Genomic DNA, 19,603 nt, shown 5'->3' on the forward strand with positions numbered 1-19,603 from the left:
CCCGCCGGTCAGAGCACCCGTCGACGGCGCCCCAGCCAGGTCTGCGCGATGATCACCACGACCAGGAACGCCCCGCTGGCCACCTGCTGGTACGCCGAGTCGAGCGAGCCGATCTGGTTGATGATGTTCTGGATTACCTTGAGCAGCAGGACACCCACCAGTGAGCCGCTGACGAAGCCCATACCTCCGGACAGCAGCGTCCCGCCGATGACGACAGCGGCGATCGCGTCCAGTTCCATCCCGATGCCGAGGATGGTCACGCCGGAGGTGAGCCAGGCCGCGTTGAGAACACCCGCCAGCCCGGCCAGCACCCCGGAGAGCGCGTAGACGATGATCTTCGTACGGGCGACGGGCGTGCCCATCAGCGCCGCCGCGTCCTCGTTGCCCCCGACGGCGTAGACGTGCTGACCGAAGCGGCTGCGGCGCAGGGCGACCGCCCCGACCACGAAGAGCACGGCCGTGATCCACACGGGCGTTCCGATGCCCAGCACCTTGCCCTGGCCGAGCTGCGCGAAGAAGGCGTCCTTGTCGACGAGATAGGTCGTTCCGCCCTCGTCGGTGATGTTCAGCATCACTCCGCGGGCGGCGAGCATGGTCGCCAGCGTCACGATGAACGGCGCGAGCCGCGCCTTCGCGATGAGCAGCCCGTTGACGAGGCCGACGAGTCCGCAGACGGTGAGCGGGAGCAGGATCGCGACGACGGTCCCGTACCGCGATCCCCAGGCGGCCAGCACTCCCCCGAGCACGAAGACCGAGCCGACCGACAGATCGATGCCGCCCGTGATGATGACGAAGGTCATTCCGAGCGCCACGACGGCAAGGAAGGCCGAGGAGACCGCCATGTTCTCCACGTTGTCGCCGGTGGCGAAGGAGTCGAAGGAGAACGAGGCGACGACGGCGAGCACCACGAGTGCCACCAGCGCGCCGTGCTGCTGGGCGAGGGCACTGAGCCGCTCGCCGCGGCCGCTTCCCGGCGAGTCCTGGTCCGTCGTCGTCGCGAGGGGGGCGGGCTGCTCCTTCATGACGGTCACCGCTTTCCCCTTTCCCGTGCCGCGTAGACGGCGAGGACGATCACCGCGCCCTGGGCGATCTGCGTCCAGGACGGCGGCAGATCGTGCTTGATGAGGGTCGCCGTGAGCAGCTGGATGAGCACCGCTCCGGCGACCGTGCCGGCGATCCGCACCCGGCCGCCGGACAGTGGAGTGCCGCCGACCACCACGGCGGTGATGGCGGACAGTTCCATGAGGTTGCCGAGCGAGGTCGGGTCGCTGGCCTGGAGCCGGGCGGTCGCGAGGAAGCCGGCGACCGCCGCGAGCATGCCGCAGCAGATGTACACGAGGACGAGCACCCGGCGTACGGGGAGGCCGGCGAGCTGGGCCGCGGGACGGCTGTCGCCGATCGCCAGCAGCTGCCGCCCGAAGGTGGTGCGGCGGACGGTGAATCCGACGACGAGGGCCAGCGCGACGGCGATGAGCACGACGTACGGGATGCCCGCGATGTCGCCCGAGCCCAGCGAGGCCATACCGGGATTGCGCACGTCCTTGAGCTGCGGGAGCAGGACGAGTGCGAGTCCCCGTACGCCCACCATCAGGGCCAGCGTGGCCACGATGGGCTGGACCCCGACGAACGCGATGAGCGAGCCGTTGAGGAGACCGACAGCCGCGCCGCCGATGAGGACCACGAGCAGGGCGAGCCAGGGACCGTAGCCGAGGTAGAGCGCCAGCAGCGAGGTCGACAGGGCCATCACGGACCCGACCGACAGATCGACCCCTTCGGTCCCGATGGCGAGGGCCATCCCGAGGGCGACGATGAGGATCGGGGAGACCTGGACGGCCTGGGTGCGAAAGTTCTCGGCGGACAGGAAGTTGTCGGTGAAGGCGATGTTGAACACCAGCAGCACGACCAGGCCGCCGTAGACGCCGTACTCCTGAAGTCGGCGCAGCAGTACGGCGCGGTCCGCCGGGGCCTCCTTGCGCAGCGCCACGTCAGCCATGCGTGACCGCCTCCTCCTCGGCCGCCGCGGCGATCGCCTGCATCAACCGGTCCTCGGTGACGTCGTCTCCGGACAGTTCGCCGACGACGGCGCCGTCCCTGAGCACCACCACCCGGTCGGAGCCCTCGATCAGCTCCTCGACGTCGGAGGAGATGAGCAGGACCCCCAGTCCGTCCTCGGCGAGTTCGTCGATGAGCTTCTGGACCTCGGCCTTGGCGCCGATGTCGATTCCGCGGGTGGGTTCGTCCAGCAGCAGCACCTTGGGATGCATGGCGAGCCAGCGCGCCAGGAGCACCTTCTGCTGGTTGCCGCCGGAGAGTTCGCCGACCTTCTGGTGCGGTCCGGACGCCTTGATGCGCAGCCGCTTCATGAAGGTGTCCACGACGGCGTCGATGCGAGTGTCGGAGACGAGGCCGAAACGCGACAGGCGCGGCAGTGCCGCGAGCGCGATGTTCTCCCGGACCGACAGGCCGGGCACGATGCCTTCCGCCTTGCGGTCCTCGGGGAGCAGGCTGATGCCCGCCCGGATCGCGGCGGGTGTCGAACCGGTGCGCAGCGCGGTGCCGGCCACCGTGATCCGGCCCGAACCGAGCGGGAGCGCCCCGGCGATGGCCTTCGCCGTCTCGCTGCGGCCCGAGCCGAGGAGCCCGCCGAGGCCCAGCACCTCGCCGGGGCGTATGCGCAGGGAGATGTCGTGGAGCTGGTGGCGCCGGGTGAGGCCCTCGGCGAACAGAACGGGTTCCTGCCCGGTGTCGTGGGCGCCGGAGAACTTGGTGACACCCTCCGCGCGCACCTCGCCGAGCGGCCGGCCCAGCATCAGGGAGACGAGGGTGAGACGGTCGGTCTCGGCGAGAGGTCCGGTGTGGACGACGCGGCCGTCGCGCAGGACGGTGACCGCGTCGCACACCGCGTACAGCTCCTCCAGGCGGTGGCTGACGTAGACGACCGCGATGCCCTGGTCGCGCAGCCTGCGGATGACGCCGAAGAGGGTCTCGACCTCCCGTGGCTCCAGTGAGGAGGTGGGCTCGTCCATGATGACCACGCGAGCGTCCACCGAGACGGCCCGGGCGAGCGCGACCATCTGCTGTGCTCCGACGCCGAGTTCGCGCAACGGCCTGCGGACGTCGACGTGTACGCCGTACTCGCGCAGGGTCCGGTCGGCCTCACGGTGCATGCGCCCGAAGTCGATCAGGCCGAACCGGGTGCGGGGCTCGCGGCCGAGACAGAGGTTGCGGGCCACACTCATCAGCGGGATGAGGTTGACCTCCTGGTAGATGGTCGAGATGCCCGCGTGCTGGGCTGCGAGCGGTGTCGCGAAGGACACCGGTTCGCCCAGGTGGGCGAGGTCGCCCTCGTCGGGGTGGTGGACCCCGGTGAGGACCTTGATGAGCGTGGACTTGCCGGCGCCGTTCTCCCCGACGAGTGCGTGCACCTCCCCCGCGCGGGCCGCGAAGGTCACGTCGTCGAGTGCCACGACGCCGGGGAAGCGCTTGGTCAGGCCCCGGACCTCCAGGACGCCCCGTGCTCCGCCGGTGGCCGGATCGACCGGGGGTTTCTGTCCGGCCCCGGCCCGGGGTTCCTTCCGTGCCGCGCTCTCGTGCACGGTTTCACCCCGGGCTCCCTGTCCGGTCCCGTCCCGGGAGTCCTCCGCGGTCACGTTCAGTACGCCTTGCCGAGGTCGCCCTTGGCATTGCCCTGGGTGTATTCGCTGTCCTGGATCACGATGTTCTCGCCGACCTCTTCGCCCTTGGTGAAGCTGTCGAGGGTCTGGAAGGCCAGCGGGCCGAAGCGGGGGTTGGACTCGACGACACTGTGGATCCAGCCGTCGACGATGCCCTGGACGGCGTTGCGTGTTCCGTCGATGGTGACGATCTTGACGGTTCCGGCCTTCTTCCCCGCGCCCTTGAGGGCGTTCACCGCGCCGAGGCCCATCTCGTCGTTCTCGGCGTAGATCCCGGTGATGCCGGGCTTGGACTGAATGAGCTGTTCGGTGACCGACTGGCCCTTCTCGCGGGCGAATTCACCGGTCTGCTCAAAGACGACCTTCAGGTCCGGGGCCTTCTCCGCCACCCGGTCCTTGAAGCCCTTGGTGCGTTCGGTGGTGACGTTGTTGCCGGGAGCGCCGAGGAGGATGGCTATCTCCCCCTTGCCGCCGGTGGCCTCGATCATCCGGTCCGCGGCGCGCTTGCCCTGCTCGGTGAAGTCGGAGCCGATGAAGCTGATGTAGTCCTTGCAGGGCTCGGCGTTGATCTTGCGGTCGATGGTGACGATCGGGATCTTCTTGGCACTCGCCTGCTGGAGCACGGGTCCCCAGCCGTCGGAGTTCAGCGGGGCGATGACCAGCAGGTCGGCACCCTTGGCGATCAGGTCCTGGACGTCGCTGATCTGCTTGGAGAACTGCGACTGGGCGTTGGCCGTGAGGAGTTTGACGGATCGCTTGCCGGCCTCGGCCTTGATGGACGCCGTCTCCGCGATGCGGAACGGATTGGCTTCCTTCTCGGACTGCGAGAAGCCGACGGTCGCGCCCTTGAGGTCGAGCTTCTTGCCGCCGTAAGCGTCGATGCCGCACTTCTCGCCGGTGGTGTTCTCGGCGATCTTCTGGCCGCTGTCCTGTGTCGCACCGGAAGCGGAGTCCTTGCTGTCGGCCGGGTCGTCCTCGGACTTGGCGCAGCCCGTGGACAGCGCGAGGGTGGCGACGAGGCCGACGGAGAGAAGGCTCTTGGTGATCGTGAGGCGGGCGTGCGGCTTCATGGGACTCCCCATCTCAAGGCGCCGAGGGCCGGGTGGTGGACCACATCCGGGATGGTTTTACATCGTTGGAAGGGCGCTGTAAACACCCCGCGCAGCAACTGGTGTCCGACGCGGCCGCGCAGAAGACCACGCAGGCCACGGAGTTGACGGAGCATCAGACAGTGGTGCGCCCCAGCGTGCTCTCGCGTTCCACCAGGGCGAACCCCGGCTGGAGTTCGCGCGGGGTCCGCGTCACGGCGCCGTCCTGGTCCCGGTCGAGCCGGCTCGCCAGGGACTCGACAGCGAGCCGTGCGATCGCCTGTTTGTCCGGAGCGATCGTGGTCAACGACACTGCTCCGAACCGGGATTCGGTCACATCGTCGAAGCCGACGACGGCGATGTCCTCGGGCACCCGCAGCCCGCGTTCGTACATCACCCGCATCGCACCGACGGCGACCAGGTCGTTGTACGCGAAGACCGCGTCGGGCACCACTCCCGAGTCGAGCAGATGCGCCATCGCGACGGCGCCGTCCTCACGGCCCCAGCCCCGGCTGTGCACCACCAGAGCCTCGTCGATCGGCACCCCCTGGGCGGCCAGCTCCGCCTGCCAGCCGAGATGGCGCAGGTGAGCGGGTTGATGGACGCGGTCCTGGCGGGCGCCGAGGAAGGCGATACGACGACGGCCGAGGTCGAGCAGATGACGCACGGCGGCCCGCGCCGCGGCGATGTTGTCGATGGCGATGTGGTCGTACGGCAGGTCGTAGCGCCGCTCGCCGAGCAGCACCATCGGGATGTCGTCCGCCCGCGCGGCGAGGTCCTCCGTCTCCAGTTCGAGAGGACTCAGGATCAGCCCGTCGATCACCCGGGACCTGAAGCCCTGGCAGACGAGGATCTCCTGCTCCCGGCTGCCCCCGGTGTGGTCGAGGAGCACCGTGTAGTCGTGCTCAGCCGCAGCGTCGATGACCGCTCCGGCGAGCTCGGCGAAGTACGGGTTGCCCAGCTCGGGGACGGCCAGCGCGATGATGCCCGTACGTCCTTTGCGCAGGTGGCGGGCGGTGAGATTGGGGCGGTAGCCGAGTTCGTCGATGGCCTGCTGCACCCGGGTGCGCATGGCCGGTGTGACGTGCGGATAGTTGTTCACGACGTTCGAGACGGTCTTGATCGACACACCGGCCCGCTCGGCGACGTCCTTGAGGCTCACCCTCACCCGACACTCCCATCCCGCTTGTCATGCACCTGGACAGGGCGCAGGAGGCGTGCTGTCATGCCAACTGCCCTTGTTTCCAACGTTATACAAGATGGTGGGGACAACCGGCAGAGCCAGCACCCCCTTCTCCGTTTCCCGGAGGTTCCGTGCGATCACTCTCCCCTCGTCCATGGCGCAGCCTGCACGGCTGGGCCCTCGCCCTCCTCTGCGTACTCGCCCTTCTGCTCACCACGACCGGTCCGGCCGCCGCTCAGGACGAGGCCGCGGAGCCCGCGGCCGCACACGGTCTGAAAGGCGATTACTACCTCCAGTCCGCCCCCGGCGCCTTCGACTTCGGCACCCTGAAGACCACGGCCGTCGATCCGTCGCTGGACTTCAACGACCTCGAACCACGACTGCGCGCCCGCACCGGCCAGGCCGATGACGCCAGCGTCCGCTGGACCGGCCGGATCACACCGGAGAAGACCGGCGACCATGTCTTCTCGATCACCGGTGACAACGGATTCCGGCTGTGGATCGACGGCTCGCTCGTCATCGACCACTGGGTCGACGACTGGGACCGCGAGCAGAACTCGCAGCCCGTCGCGCTCGACGCCGGCCGCGCCTACGACATCAAGGTGGAGTACTTCGAGCACTTCGGCGGCTCCAACCTCCATCTGCGCTGGACGCCTCCGGGGGATGAGAAGAAGGCCGTGCCCCAGTCCGCCTTCACCCTGCCCGACGGCTTCGACTACGACGGGCCGACCGCGGTGGCCGTCGAGAAGACCGGCCGCACCCTCACCCTCGACTTCGCCGAGCCCCTCGCCGCTCCCCCGGCCGGGCTCGATGAGCATCTGGGCATCGAGATCGGCGGCACCGAGTGGCCGCGGGGTGCGGCCCGGCTCGACCCGGCCGACCCGAAGCGGCTGATCGTGCCGCTGGACGAGCCGGTGGTCGGCGGTCACGGCGGCTCCGCCGATGTCCGCTACGACGGCCAGGGCGGTCTCACCCGCGCGGACGGCAAGGCGGTCGCGGCGTTCTGGACCAGCGGCCCGATCAACTCGACGTACCAGCTGAAAACACCCTGGGCCTCGCAGGTGGGACCGGACAACGCTCTCCCCGAGTACCCGCGGCCGCAGATGACCCGCAAGGACTGGCAGAACCTCAACGGCCGGTGGCAGTTCGCCGGTGCGGAGGCCGGTGAGCTGCCGCCGTTCGGGAAGCAGCTGCGCGAACGCATCCTGGTGCCGTACCCCGTGGAGTCCCAGCTCTCGGGCATCCAGCGGCACGAGGACCGCATGTGGTACCGCCGCACCTTCACCGTGCCGCAGAACTGGCAGGTCGGCGACGGCAGGCGTCTGCAGCTCAACTTCGACGCGGTCGACTGGCAGACCACCGTCTACGTCAACGGCAAGAAGCTCGCCGACCACAAGGGCGGCTACGACCGCTTCAGCGTGGATGTCACCGACGCGCTCAAGGGGCGTGGTCCGCAGGAGCTGGTCGTCGGCGTCTACGACCCGACGGACGCGGCGGGTGGCGAGAACCCGCCGATGGGCAAGCAGCGGCTCGACCCGAGCGGCATCTTCTACACCTCCTCATCGGGCATCTGGCAGACTGTGTGGATGGAGCCGGTCGCGGCCGACCGCGCGACGGACGTGAAGACCACACCCGATGTGACAGGCGAAAAGGTCGCCGTCGAGGTACGCGGCACCAGGGCCGGCGTACCGGTCACCGCGGTCGCCTACGACGGCCGCCGCGAGGTGGGCAGGGCCCGGGGCACCACCGGGAAGCCGCTCACCGTCCCGGTGCCCGACCCGCACCTGTGGTCGCCGGACGATCCGCATCTGTACCGGCTCGAGGTATCCGTCGGCAGGGACCGCGTCGGCAGCTACTTCGGTATGCGCAGCGTCGAGGTCGCGACCGTCGACGGCAAGCAGCGCACCCTGCTCAACGGCAAGCCCGTCTACTCCATGGCCACCCTCGACCAGGGCTTCTGGCCGGACGGCCTGCATACCGCGCCGACGGACCAGGCGCTCGCGTACGACCTCAAGATGCACAAGGCGATGGGTTACAACTCGGTCCGCAAGCACATCAAGGTGGAACCCGACCGCTGGTTCTACTGGGCCGACAAGCTCGGTCTGCTGGTGTGGCAGGACATGCCGTCCATGCCGAGGACCCCGCAGGGGGCCGCCCGTACCCAGTTCGAGCTGGAACTGAAGCGGATGATCGAGCAGCACGACAGCCATCCCTCGGTGATCATGTGGGTCACGTTCAACGAGGGCTGGGGCCAGTACGACCAGGCCAGGATCGCCGACTACGCCAAGTCGCTCGATCCGACCCGGCTGGTCAACAACATGAGCGGGGTCAACTGCTGCGGCGCGGTCGACGGCGGCAACGGTGACATCGCCGACGCGCACGGCTATCCCAGCGCACTGCTGCCCGCTCCCGACGGGAAACGGGCCCTGGTCAGCGGCGAGTACGGCGGTCTCGGCCTCGCTGTGCCAGGACACTCCTTCCCGGTCCAGCACACCTATGTCGGTGTCGAGAAGGACAAGTACACCGATGTGTACATCGATCGGCTGAACGAGGTCGGACAACTCGCTGCGTGCAAGGGCGGCAACGGCGCGGTGTACACCCAGATCACCGATGTGGAAGGCGAGTTGAACGGCCTGATCACCTACGACCGCAAGGTGGTCAAGTCCGATGTCGGCCGCCTCAAGGCGGCGCACGAGGCGCTGATCAAGGGCGCCGAGAACGGCACGCTCACCTGCACGGCCCCCTGATCCGCGTGGTCCGCCCGCCTCTCCCGACGAGGCGGGCGGGCCGCCCGGCTCCCTGACACCGGCCCCCCCCGTTCGCCGATGCTCACCGGCCCGCACGGCCGCCATCCCCCGACACTCACCGGCAGGAGCACCCTCATGCCCCTCGACCGACGCCACTTCCTGCGGGCCGGCGCTCTCACCGCCGGCGCCACCGCGCTCTGTGGACCACTCACCATCGGCGCCACGGCCGCCCCCCGCACCGCCGGGCCCGCGCCCGACGCCTTCCACAGACTTCCGCCCGGCAGCATCCGGGCACGCGGCTGGCTCGCCGAGCAGTTACGGCTCCAGCTCAACGGGCTCGCCGGCCGGCTGGACGAGCGATCCCACTTCCTCGACTTCGACACCAGCGGATGGGTGCACCCGGAGCGGGGCGGCTGGGAAGAGGTCCCGTACTGGCTGCGCGGCTACGTCCCTCTCGCAGTGGCCACCGGAGACCGAGCGGCCCTTGCCAAGGCCCGCCGATGGATCGACGCCGTCCTCGCCACCCAGCAGAGCGACGGCTTCTTCGGTCCGCGGGCGCTGCGCACCTCGCTGAACGGCGGTCCCGACTTCTGGCCCTTCCTGCCGCTGCTCATGGCGCTGCGGACGTGGGAGGAGCACATGCGCGACGCCCGCGTCGTCCCGTTCCTGACCCGCTTCCTGCGCTACATGAACACCCAGGGCCCCGGCGCCTTCAACACCAGCTGGATCTCCTACCGCTGGGGCGACGGTCTCGACATCGCGCTGTGGCTGTACCGCCGTACGAACGAGGCCTTCCTGATCGACCTCGCCGCGAAGATGCACACCCATGGCGCGAACTGGACCGACACGATCCCGACACCGCACAACGTCAACATCGCCCAGGGGTTCCGGGAGCCGGCCCAGTACGCGCAGTTCACCGGTGACCCGGCCCTGACCCGGGCCGCCTATCGCACCTACGAGCGTGTCCTCGGTGAGTACGGCCAGTTCCCCGGCGGCGGCATCGCCGGCGACGAGAACCACCGGCCCGGCTTCGGCGATCCCCGCCAGGGGTTCGAGACCTGCGGCATCGTCGAGTTCATGGCGAGCCACGAGCTGCTCACCCGCATCACCGGAGACCCCGTGTGGGCCGACCGGTGCGAGGACCTGGCGTTCAACCTGCTGCCCGCCTCACTCGACCCGCAGGGCACCGGCGTCCACTACATCACGAGCGCCAACAGCGTCGACCTGGACAACGCGCGCAAGACGCAGGGCCAGTTCCAGAACGGCTTCGCCATGCAGTCGTTCCAGCCGGGCATCGACCAGTACCGCTGCTGCCCGCACAACTACGGCATGGGCTGGCCGTACTTCGCCGAGGAACTGTGGCTGGCCACCCCCGACAAGGGCCTGGCGGCCGCGATGTACGCACCGTGCGAGGTCCGCGCGGTGGTGGCCGACGGCACGACCGTGACGGTCGCCGAGACCACCGATTACCCCTTCGGCGAGACCGTCACCCTGACCCTGTCCGTCCCCGAGCGAGTGTCCTTCCCGCTCCGTCTGCGCATCCCCGGCTGGTGCCGCAACCCCGTCCTGCGCGTGAACGGCCGTGTGGCCGGCGCCCCGGCCGGGCCCGCGTTCGCGGAGATCCGGCGCACCTGGTCGGACGGCGATGTGGTGACACTGCGCCTCCCCCAGCGCACGGCGGTGCGGACGTGGTCCGCCGGGCATGGTGCGGTGAGCGTCAGCCACGGCCCGCTGACCTACTCCCTGCGGATCGGCGAGGAGTATGTGCGCTACGCGGGCACCGACAGCTTCCCCGAGTACGAGGTACACGCCACCACACCGTGGAACTACGGCCTGGACACGACCGTGCCGCCGGTCTTCCACCGCTCCGGGCGCCCGCTCGCGGCCAACCCCTTCACCCACGCCACCAGTCCGGTCGGCATCACCGCACGCGCCCGCCGGATCGAGGAGTGGATCGCCGACGACGAGCACGTCGTCGCGCCGCTCCAGCAGAGCCCGGCGCGCTCCACCGCGTCCGCCGAGACGGTCACGCTCGTCCCGATGGGCGCCGCGAGGCTGCGCATCACCTCCTTCCCGACCACGGCGGCGGACGGTCACGCGTGGAGCCCCGAACCACCGTTCCGGCGCGTGGTCAACCAGCACAGCGGCAAGGTTCTGGCGGTCGACGGCATGTCCACCGAGAACAGCGCCCGGGTGGTGCAGTTCGACAACACCGGCACCGGCGACCACGCGTGGCAGCTCGTCGACCGGGGCGACGGCTGGTTCCTCGTGCGCAACGGCCACAGCGGAAAGGTGCTCGGCGTGGACGGAATGTCGACGGCGGACAGTGCCACGGTCGTCCAGTACGAGGACAACGGCACCGCGGACCACCTGTGGACCCTGGTGGACAACGGGGACGGGTGGTACCGAGTACGCAACCGCCACAGCGGCAAGGTGCTGGGCGTCGACCGGATGTCGACGGCCAACAGCGCGCAGGTGGTGCAGTTCGCCGACAACGGGACGGCGGACCATCTGTGGAGGTTCGTCTGATCCCGCGCGGAGGCGACGGCGAGGCGCTCGAACCGGCCGCCGGGTTCGAGCGCACGGCCGAGTTCACCACGGGAACCGTGACGTCACGCGTCGTCGGACGTTGACCACGTCATGAAGAAGCGAAGCATGGCCGCTGTTGCCTCCCTTGTCACCGGTGTCGTGGCATCCCTGCTCACCCCGTCGCCCCAGGCCCACGCCGACACGCAGGAAGGCCCGTTGGGCCTCCCGGTCTCCGTCCCGATCGTCGCGGACGGGTCGCTCGACGGCGCCGAGGACCTGCTCGCGAACGAGTGACGGGCCTCGCGCGTCGCGCGGAGCAAGAGGGGTGGAGCCCCGCATAGAGGCGGATATCTCCTCACGGGTCGAAGACCGGTGCCGAGGAATGCTCTTACTGGCTGGTAGAGATCTATGCGACGCAGGTCACACACCTCTACCGTCGGGGCACCGCTCCGGGACCACCACAGGCCGGTGAGCCGCCGACCGGGACCGGGCGACAGGTTTTCTCCCGCCCCAGGAGGTTCCATGCCCCCCACCCCCCGCCGCTCCCGACGCAAACTCCCGGTCGTGGCACTCGCCGCGACCCTGGGAGCGGTCACTCTCGGCGCACCCTCGCCCGCCTCGGGTGCCGCTCTCGACGGGGAATACCTCGTCGGCCGCGGCATCTCCGACGTCACCGGCGAGGCCGCCGAGACCGGGATGATGGGTTATTCGAGTTTCGACCAGAAGACGTCCGGCATCCATCAGCGGCAGCGGTCCCGCGCGTTCGTCGTCGTGGACCGGGCGAGCGGCAAGCGCGTCGTGTATGTCAACGCCGATCTCGCCATGATCTTCCAGTCCGTGCAACAGGGCGTCATAGCCCGGCTCAAGGAGCGCTACGGGAGTCTGTACGGCGAAGAGAACGTGCTCCTGTCGGCCACCCACACGCACTCCGGGCCCGGCGGCTACTCCCACCACGTCGCGTACAACCTCTCCGTGCTCGGCTTCCAGAGCGGCACCTACCGGGCCATCGTCGACGGCATCGTCGAGTCGGTCGCCAAGGCGCACGACGATCTGAAGCCGGGCACGATCAGTCTGGGCACCGGCACCCTCACCAATGCCAGCGTGAACCGCTCCCGCACCGCTTTCGACCGCAACCCCGCCTCCGACCGGGCCGCGTTCCCCGGCGGCATCGACCCGGCCATGACCGTGCTGCGCTTCCGCCAGGGCGACAAGGACGCGGGCGCGATCAGCTGGTTCGCCACGCACAACACGTCGATCACCAACAAGAACACGCTCATCAGCCCCGACAACAAGGGGTATGCCGCCTACACCTGGGAGCACGACCACGAGGGCGTCCGCTACCTCGACAACTCCCCGGGGTTCGTCGCCGCGTTCCCCAACACGAACGCCGGCGACATGTCTCCGAACCTCAATCTGAAGCCCGGATCCGGGCCCACCGAGGACGAGTTCGAGAACACCCGCATTCTGGGTGAGCGCCAGTTCGACAAGGCCAGCGAGGTCTACCGGAACGCCAAGCCGGTCACCGGCGGTGTCGACTCACGGCTGACATACGTCGACATGGAGAACGTCACCGTGAGCGGCGCCTACACCCCGGATCAGCAGGAGCACCGCACCTGCCCGGCCGTCGTGGGGGCGTCCACGCTCGCCGGCAGCGTCGAGGACGGTCCGGCGATCCCCGGCTTCACCGAGGGCATGCGGACCCCGGTCGCCGCCATCATCGACGCGCTGCACATCGACACGCCGTCGTGGCTCGCGACCTGCCAGTACCCGAAGGCGAGTCTGGTCCCGACCGGACTGCTGAGCAACGTCCACCCGGTCACCCCGAAGATCCTGCCGCTGCAGATCATGAAGATCGGCGAGCTCTATCTCGTCGCGGGCCCTGGCGAGTTCACCATCACGTCCGGTCTGCGCGTGCGCCGCACGGTGGCCGCACAGCTCGGTGTGCCGCTCGACCGTGTGCTGCTGCAGGGGTACGCCAACGCCTACAGCCAGTACGTGACGACGCCGGAGGAGTACGACGCCCAGCAGTACGAGGGCGGCTCCACGTTGTACGGGCGCTACACCCTGCCCGCGTACCAGCAGGAGTTCGCCCGGGTGGCGGCGTCCCTGCGCGCGGGCACCCCGCTGGACCGCGGGACGGCGCCGCCGGACGAGTCGGCCCGGCAGTTCAACTTCCAGACCGGCGTCGTGTACGACAACCCGCCGCCGAACAGCTCGTTCGGTTCGGTCCTCACCGCGCCTGCCGCGTCGTACACCCGGGGGCAGACGGTGACCGTCGACTTCGCCACCGGGCATCCGAAGAACAACCTGCGGCGGGGCGGCACCTTCCTGGAGGTGCAACGGCTCGTCAACGGGCAGTGGGTGCGCACCCTGGACGACGGCGACTGGGAGACGAAGTACCGCTGGACCCGGATCAACGGTCTGACCGGCACGTCGAAGGCCACGATCACCTGGTCCATCGGGGCGGGCGCCGCGCCCGGCACGTATCGCATCGTGCACTTCGGCGACTCGAAGAACCTGCTCGGCAGGATCACGCCGTTCACCGGGGTGTCGCCGGCCTTCACGGTGGGCTGACGTCCTGAGCGAGAAGGTGTACTGACGCCTCGAACCGGGCGGTGTGCGGGCCGTGCATGAGCGCGGCCCGCACACCGGCACCGTCCGGTCACTGCTCCCGCATGCCCCAGGGCGAGCCGTACTCCGTCAGCAGATCGAGGAAGGGCCTGGCCGGCAGCGCCTCGGGACCGAGGATCCCGCTGCCCGACCAGGCGCCGGACGCGAGCAGTTCGAGGGCGACCACGGGGTTGATCGCGGTCTGCCACACGACCGCCTGGGAGCCGTACTCCCGCATGGACCACTGGTTGTCGACGACGTGGTACAGGTAGACCTCGCGCGGGCGGCCGTCCTTGGTGCCCTTGACCCAGGTGCCGGCGCAGGTCTTGCCGTGCATCCGCTCCCCCAGCGTCGCCGGGTCGGGCAGACACGCGGCGACCACGTCCCGCGGGGAGACCTGAACGGTCCCCGATCCGTCCGCAGCGGGCACCGGCACGGGGTCGGTCCGGTCGAGGCCCAGCAGATGCAGCGTCTGCAGGGTGTGGATGAAGTCCTCGCCGAGGCCGTACTTGAAGGTGACGCGGCGCGCCTCGACCCAGCGCGGCACCAGCAGCACCTCTTCGTGCTCGACGTTCACACACTCCACCGGGCCGATGCCCTCGGGGAAGTCGAAGACCTCGGGCTCGCTGAAAGGGGCGGTGGTGAACCAGCCGCGGTCGGCCTCCCAGACGACCGGCGGGTTGAGGCACTCCTCGATGGTCGTCCAGATGCTGAAGGACGGGGCGAAGTCGTAGCCGTCGACGGTGAGGTTGGCTCCGTCGCGGATGCCGATCTCCTCGATCTCGTCGAAGAGTTCGTCGGCGGCGTGCCGGGCGAACACATCGGACAGGCCCGGCTCGACGCCGATGCCGACAAGGGCGAGTGCGCCCGCCTTCTCCCAGTCCTCGGCGCGCTCGAACTGGCTGTCGCCGAGCTTGACCCCGCACAGCTCGTGCGGGCGCTCCGGGTGCGGGCGGGACAGGGACATGGCCATGTCCAGGTAGTTCGCTCCGGCGGACAGTGCCGCCTGGAAGAGCGGCATGACGAAACGCGGGTCGGTGGCGTTGAGCAGCACGTCGCAGTTCGCGCGCCGGAGCAGGGCGGCGACAGCGGACTCGTCGCTCGCGTCGATCCGCTCGGCGCTGAAGCGCTGGTCGGGCGCGAGGGCCGCGACGGCGGACTCGGCCCGGGCGAGGTCGTAGTCGGCGACGACCATGTGGTCGAAGAAGGAGCGGCGGGCCGCGATCCGGGTGATGGCGGTACCGACCCCGCCGGCCCCCACGAGCAGTACACGCATGGCAGATCTCCGTTTCCAGGCACAGCCTGCAGGGCGCTGCTTCAGATTGCGGCGCCTGTCTTCATTCGATCCAACGCGTGCGCCACTATTCACGTCAATGGTGTTGGCATAAGGTCGACACGCCAGGACGCGGCCGTTTCGTGGGCCGTGCCGGCTCGTGGCGAAGGAGCGCGCTGTGGCCAAGCCCGTCGTGCCGGAAGAGGCCCGGCGACGGCGCCGACCGACGAAGAACGGCGCGGTGCTGTCCGAGCAGGTGATCATCGAGACGGCGCTGCGCATGCTGCGGGAGCACGGCAGCGCGGGACTCACCGTCCGCCGTCTGGGGATCGCACTCGGCGCGGATCCGAGCACGCTGTACCGCTACTTCCGCGGCATCGACGATCTGACCCTGGCCATCGGGGACGTCCTCGTGGGGCGGGCCGTGGCGGGCTGGAAGGCCACCGGGGACTGGCGGTCGGACCTGCGGGACCTGGGGCTGCGGATCCACGCCGCGTATCTCGGACATCCGCAGGCCGCGGTGCTGACCGCGAGCCGGGTGAGCGGAAGGGCGCACGAGGTGGCGGCCGACGAGACGATCCTGGGGGTGCTGCGGACGGCCGGCTTTCCGGACGCGGGGGCCGTGCGGATCTATCACGCGTTCATCGACCAGGCCCTGGCGTTCTCGGCGCTCGACGCGGCATCGCTGGCTCTGCCGGTGACCGCCCGGGAGTCCGACGAGGAGGTCTGGCAGGCCACGTACGCACGGCTGCCCGCCGCCACGCATCCCCATATCGCTGCCACCGCGCACCTGCTCGTCGCCCGGATGAACGACAGCGCCTACCCCGCCGCGCTGGAAATGCTGCTCGACAGCGCTGCGGCGCAGCTGGGCCGTGCCGGATTCGCGGGCTCCTGATGCGCGCGGTGTGCACGTGACCGCGCAATGACCACGTGAGGAGCGCCGGTTTCCCCGGCGCTCCTCGATGCCCTGCTCGGATACCGGATCAGTGTCCGTGCCCGCCGGTCCCACCGGTCTCGGCGTGACCGTCCGTCTCGGCCGGCGGGGGTACCTGTGGTGGGGTGCCCCCGACCGCCCCGGCCTCGACCGTGAAGGCCGCGGTACGGACGGTGCCGTTGTGCCGGAAGTCGAGGAAGAGGCGGTAGGTGCCCGAGCTGGGAGCGGTGGCGGTGAACGAGATGCCCGGTCCGGGCCGGGTCCTGCCGTCGCCGGGCTCGCCGTTCGGGTGGACGTGGAGATAGGCGAGGTCGCCGGAGCGCAGCGCGACGAGGTGGCCGTAGGCGCCGAGGTAGGGCTGGAGGTCGGTGACCGGCCGGCCGTCGCGCGCGACGTTCAGGGTGAGCCGGCCGGCCTTGCCGGGCCGGAGGGTGCCGCCCAGGGTGACGGTGTAGCCGTCGACGGTCGCCGTCCGCGAAGGGTCCGGCATCTTCGCGGCCTTGAAGGGACCGGCGACCGGCAGATCGGCGCCGAGGGTGAGGTTCTTCGCACCCTTCACGCCGGGGGTGAAGTCGGCGAACACCCGGTAGGAGCCCGCGGCGGGAAGGGTGACCGGGGTGGACCACGTGCCGTCGGCGGCTCGCGACGGGTGCAGGTGCTGGTAGGTGGCCAGGTCGCGTGAGGCGAGGATCAGATGCAGTTCCTTGTCGTGCTCCCGCTGGAAGGCGGTGACCTGACGGCCCTGCCGGTCGCGGATGGCGAAGCGCAGTTCGTCCTTCTCTCCGGCACGCACACCTGCCGTCTTCAGGTCGAGGGTGTAACCCGCTTCGGAGATCTGGAGTCCTCCCGCCGCGGTGCCGGCCGAGCCGCCGCCGGGGTCCGGGGAGGCGTCCCCGCTGTGGCGGGAGTGAGCGGCGGGCTCGGGTTCGGAGGTGAGGGGACCGACGGCGTTGCCGAGGCCGTAGGCCGCTCCGAAGGAGGCCACGAGGGCGGCGCCGAACCCAGCGATCTTCACGACGGTATGCATGGCGGTCCTTTCTACGGGGAGCCCCCGGCCGGGGCTGCCACCGCCGAGCGTATACCCCTCGGGGGTATGTGCAAGCCATCGGGGAGCTGTTGCCAAAAATACCGGGCGGGGGTATACCTGGAGGCCTTCAGGGTACCCCCTAGGGGTATCAGCTGCATGTTGAGGAGGAGTCCATGTCCCGCCGCCGGGCCACTCGACGCCCCTGCCGGACAGGTCCGCCGGCCCGGCGCCCCGCCCTGTGCACCCACCAGCCCGAGGAGCAGTGATGACTACCACGGTCACCGAAACCGCCGAGGTCGAACTCGCCATCGGCGGGATGACCTGCGCCTCGTGCGCGGCCCGTATCGAGAAGAAGCTCAACCGCATGGACGGTGTCCGGGCCACGGTCAACTACGCCACCGAGAAGGCCAAGGTGGTCTACGACAGCGACCTGGACGTCACCGATCTGATCGCCACCGTCGAGGCCACCGGATACACGGCCACCGAGCCGGCCCCGCCACGCACCGCGCCCGCGACCGGTGACGACGGCGACGTACCGCCGGAACCCGGCGAGCTGCGGACACTGCGGCAGCGACTGGTCACAGCCGTCGTGCTCGCCGTGCCGGTCATCGCGACGGCGATGATCCCCGCACTGCAGATCGAGTACTGGCAGTGGCTCTCACTCACCCTCGCCGCCCCCGTCGTCACCTACGCCGCCTGGCCCTTCCACCGGGCCGCGTTCACCAATGCCCGGCACGGCGCGGCCACCATGGACACATTGATCTCGGTCGGCACCTCCGCCGCGTTCCTGTGGTCCCTGTGGGCCCTGTTCTTCGGCACCGCCGGCACACCGGGGATGACCCACCCCTTCGAACTCACCATCGGCCGCAGCGACGGCGCCGGGAACATCTACCTCGAAGCGGCGGCGGGCGTCACGGCATTCATCCTCGCCGGCCGCTACTTCGAGGCGCGCTCCAAGCGCACGGCGGGTGCCGCACTGAGGGCGCTGATGGAACTGGGGGCGAAGGATGTCACCGTGCTGCGTGGCGGCCGGGAGGAGACCGTCCCCATCTCCGAGCTGACGGTCGGCGACCGGTTCCTCGTCCGGCCCGGCCAGAAGATCGCCACGGACGGCACGGTCGTCGAGGGGGCCTCGGCGATCGACGCGTCGATGCTCACCGGTGAGTCCGTCCCCGTGGACGTCTCCGCAGGCGACACCGTCACCGGCGCCACGCTGAACACCTCGGGCCGTCTCGTCGTGCAGGCCACCCGCATCGGCGCCGACACCCAACTGGCGCGAATGGCCCGGCTGGTGGAGGACGCCCAGAACGGCAAGGCGGCCGCCCAGCGCCTCGCCGACCGGATCTCAGCGGTGTTCGTCCCCGTGGTGATCGCCCTCGCGCTCGGCACGCTCGGGTTCTGGCTCGGCAACGGCGCCGGGCTGACCGCCGCGTTCACCGCTGCCGTCGCCGTACTGATCATCGCCTGCCCCTGCGCCCTGGGACTGGCCACACCGACCGCGCTCATGGTCGGCACCGGGCGCGGCGCGCAGCTCGGCATCCTCATCAAGGGCCCCGAGGTGCTGGAGTCGACCCGCACCGTCGACACCGTCGTCCTCGACAAGACCGGCACGGTGACCACCGGCACGATGACGCTGCTCGCCGTCCATGTCGCCGAGGGCGCGGACGAGACCGAGGTGCTGCGACTGGCCGGCGCACTCGAGCACGCCTCCGAACACCCCGTCGCCCGCGCCGTGGCGGCCGGAGCGACGGACCGTGTCGGCGCCCTGCCGGTGCCGGACGACTTCGCGAACATCCCCGGGCTGGGCGTCCAGGGCATCGTGGAGGGCCACGCGGTCCTGGTCGGCCGTGAAAAGCTGCTGAGGGAGTGGGCGATCGAGCTGCCCGCACGGCTCGCCCGCGCCACCCGCGATGCCGAGAGCGCCGGGCGGACGGTGATCGCGGTCGCCTGGGACGGGGAGGCACGCGCGGTCCTCGAGGTCGCCGACGCGGTCAAGGACACCAGCGCCGAAGCCGTACGGCGGCTGCGCGGTCTCGGGCTGACGCCGATCCTGCTCACCGGCGACAACGCCGCGGTCGCCCGTGCCGTCGCGGCCGAGGTCGGTATCGACGAGGTGATCGCCGACGTCATGCCCGAGGACAAGGCCGACGTCGTCAAGAAGCTTCAGTCCGAGGGCCGTTCCGTGGCCATGATCGGTGACGGCGTCAACGACGCCGCCGCCCTGGCCCAGGCCGACCTCGGACTCGCGATGGGCACGGGTACCGACGCCGCCATCGAGGCGGGCGACCTCACTCTCGTACGAGGCGACCTGCGGGCCGCGGCGGACGCGATCCGGCTGTCCCGCAAGACGCTCGGCACCATCAGGTCCAACCTCTTCTGGGCCTTTGCCTACAACGTCGCGGCCCTGCCGCTCGCGGCCGCCGGGCTGCTCAACCCCATGATCGCGGGCGCGGCGATGGCGTTCTCCTCCGTCTTCGTCGTGGGCAACAGCCTGCGGCTGCGCAGCTTCCGGGCCACCGTGTGATGCCGGCCCGCGAG

Annotated in this window: 13 protein-coding genes; 6 read left to right on the forward strand and 7 right to left on the reverse strand. The window is 70.0% G+C overall.

Translation table 11 applies throughout. From position 1 onward, the window contains the following. Positions 1-8: 8 nt before the first annotated feature. The 5 genes from RPQ07_RS03085 to RPQ07_RS03105 all read right to left on the reverse strand — a co-directional run bounded on the left by RPQ07_RS03085 (position 9) and on the right by RPQ07_RS03105 (position 5,930). Entirely contained in the window at positions 9-1,031 is a 1,023-nt protein-coding gene (locus RPQ07_RS03085; RefSeq protein ID WP_413777695.1) for an ABC transporter permease, read from the reverse strand. Then, positions 1,028-1,993: an ABC transporter permease gene (locus tag RPQ07_RS03090; protein WP_313942433.1), complete on the reverse strand. Its 966-nt coding sequence runs from the start codon at positions 1,991-1,993 to the stop codon at positions 1,028-1,030. The genes RPQ07_RS03085 and RPQ07_RS03090 overlap by 4 nt, the downstream gene beginning before the upstream one ends. Beyond that, positions 1,986-3,506 (reverse strand): sugar ABC transporter ATP-binding protein, encoded by a 1,521-nt coding sequence (locus RPQ07_RS03095; protein ID WP_313948760.1) that lies wholly within the window; start codon positions 3,504-3,506, stop codon positions 1,986-1,988. Before RPQ07_RS03095 ends, RPQ07_RS03090 begins: the two co-directional genes overlap by 8 nt. Before the next feature lie 146 nt (positions 3,507-3,652). After that, positions 3,653-4,744, reverse strand: a complete 1,092-nt coding sequence (locus tag RPQ07_RS03100) for an ABC transporter substrate-binding protein (protein ID WP_313942434.1) — start codon at positions 4,742-4,744, stop codon at positions 3,653-3,655. Between the two features lie 154 nt (positions 4,745-4,898). Further along, on the reverse strand, positions 4,899-5,930 hold the full coding sequence (locus tag RPQ07_RS03105) for a LacI family DNA-binding transcriptional regulator (RefSeq protein WP_313942435.1): 1,032 nt from the start codon (positions 5,928-5,930) through the stop codon (positions 4,899-4,901). A 23-nt stretch (positions 5,931-5,953) separates the two neighbouring features. On the opposite strand from RPQ07_RS03105, the gene RPQ07_RS03110 reads away from it, so the two are divergent. From RPQ07_RS03110 to RPQ07_RS03125, 4 genes are all read left to right on the forward strand, one after another. Beyond that, on the forward strand, positions 5,954-8,692 hold the full coding sequence (locus RPQ07_RS03110) for a PA14 domain-containing protein (RefSeq protein ID WP_313942436.1): 2,739 nt from the start codon (positions 5,954-5,956) through the stop codon (positions 8,690-8,692). A gap of 135 nt (positions 8,693-8,827) precedes the next feature. Further along, positions 8,828-11,221: an RICIN domain-containing protein gene (locus RPQ07_RS03115; protein WP_313942437.1), complete on the forward strand. Its 2,394-nt coding sequence runs from the start codon at positions 8,828-8,830 to the stop codon at positions 11,219-11,221. A gap of 126 nt (positions 11,222-11,347) precedes the next feature. Beyond that, entirely contained in the window at positions 11,348-11,515 is a 168-nt protein-coding gene (locus tag RPQ07_RS03120; RefSeq protein ID WP_313942438.1) for a hypothetical protein, read from the forward strand. A 228-nt stretch (positions 11,516-11,743) separates the two neighbouring features. Continuing rightward, positions 11,744-13,795: a neutral/alkaline ceramidase gene (locus RPQ07_RS03125; RefSeq protein WP_313942440.1), complete on the forward strand. Its 2,052-nt coding sequence runs from the start codon at positions 11,744-11,746 to the stop codon at positions 13,793-13,795. 88 nt (positions 13,796-13,883) lie between these two features. On the opposite strand, the gene RPQ07_RS03130 is transcribed toward RPQ07_RS03125, so the two are convergent. Beyond that, positions 13,884-15,107: a saccharopine dehydrogenase family protein gene (locus tag RPQ07_RS03130; protein ID WP_313942441.1), complete on the reverse strand. Its 1,224-nt coding sequence runs from the start codon at positions 15,105-15,107 to the stop codon at positions 13,884-13,886. 175 nt (positions 15,108-15,282) lie between these two features. Between RPQ07_RS03130 and RPQ07_RS03135 the strand changes: the two genes are divergently transcribed. Beyond that, the gene (locus RPQ07_RS03135; RefSeq protein WP_313942442.1) at positions 15,283-15,999 is read left to right on the forward strand and encodes a TetR/AcrR family transcriptional regulator; all 717 of its coding nucleotides are present in this window, start codon (positions 15,283-15,285) and stop codon (positions 15,997-15,999) included. A gap of 88 nt (positions 16,000-16,087) precedes the next feature. On the opposite strand, the gene RPQ07_RS03140 is transcribed toward RPQ07_RS03135, so the two are convergent. Next, on the reverse strand, positions 16,088-17,065 hold the full coding sequence (locus RPQ07_RS03140) for a hypothetical protein (protein WP_313942443.1): 978 nt from the start codon (positions 17,063-17,065) through the stop codon (positions 16,088-16,090). A gap of 265 nt (positions 17,066-17,330) precedes the next feature. Here RPQ07_RS03140 and RPQ07_RS03145 point away from each other — a divergent pair, with 265 nt between their 5' ends. Beyond that, entirely contained in the window at positions 17,331-19,589 is a 2,259-nt protein-coding gene (locus tag RPQ07_RS03145) for a heavy metal translocating P-type ATPase (RefSeq protein WP_313942444.1), read from the forward strand. Positions 19,590-19,603 lie beyond the last annotated feature (14 nt).

Source organism: Streptomyces sp. AM8-1-1 (assembly GCF_032229325.1).
Lineage (GTDB): Bacteria > Actinomycetota > Actinomycetes > Streptomycetales > Streptomycetaceae > Streptomyces > Streptomyces achmelvichensis.

Bases quoted from the DNA above. Each gene is read 5' to 3' on its own strand.
- RPQ07_RS03090 (WP_313942433.1), bottom strand. From the start codon at position 1,993: ATGGCTGACGTGGCGCTGCGCAAGGAGGCCCCGGCGGACCGCGCCGTA.
- RPQ07_RS03100 (WP_313942434.1), bottom strand. From the start codon at position 4,744: ATGAAGCCGCACGCCCGCCTCACGATCACCAAGAGCCTTCTCTCCGTC.
- RPQ07_RS03110 (WP_313942436.1), top strand. From the start codon at position 5,954: ATGCACCTGGACAGGGCGCAGGAGGCGTGCTGTCATGCCAACTGCCCT.
- RPQ07_RS03115 (WP_313942437.1), top strand. From the start codon at position 8,828: ATGCCCCTCGACCGACGCCACTTCCTGCGGGCCGGCGCTCTCACCGCC.
- RPQ07_RS03120 (WP_313942438.1), top strand. From the start codon at position 11,348: ATGGCCGCTGTTGCCTCCCTTGTCACCGGTGTCGTGGCATCCCTGCTC.
- RPQ07_RS03125 (WP_313942440.1), top strand. From the start codon at position 11,744: ATGCCCCCCACCCCCCGCCGCTCCCGACGCAAACTCCCGGTCGTGGCA.
- RPQ07_RS03130 (WP_313942441.1), bottom strand. From the start codon at position 15,107: ATGCGTGTACTGCTCGTGGGGGCCGGCGGGGTCGGTACCGCCATCACC.
- RPQ07_RS03140 (WP_313942443.1), bottom strand. From the start codon at position 17,065: ATGCATACCGTCGTGAAGATCGCTGGGTTCGGCGCCGCCCTCGTGGCC.
- RPQ07_RS03145 (WP_313942444.1), top strand. From the start codon at position 17,331: ATGACTACCACGGTCACCGAAACCGCCGAGGTCGAACTCGCCATCGGC.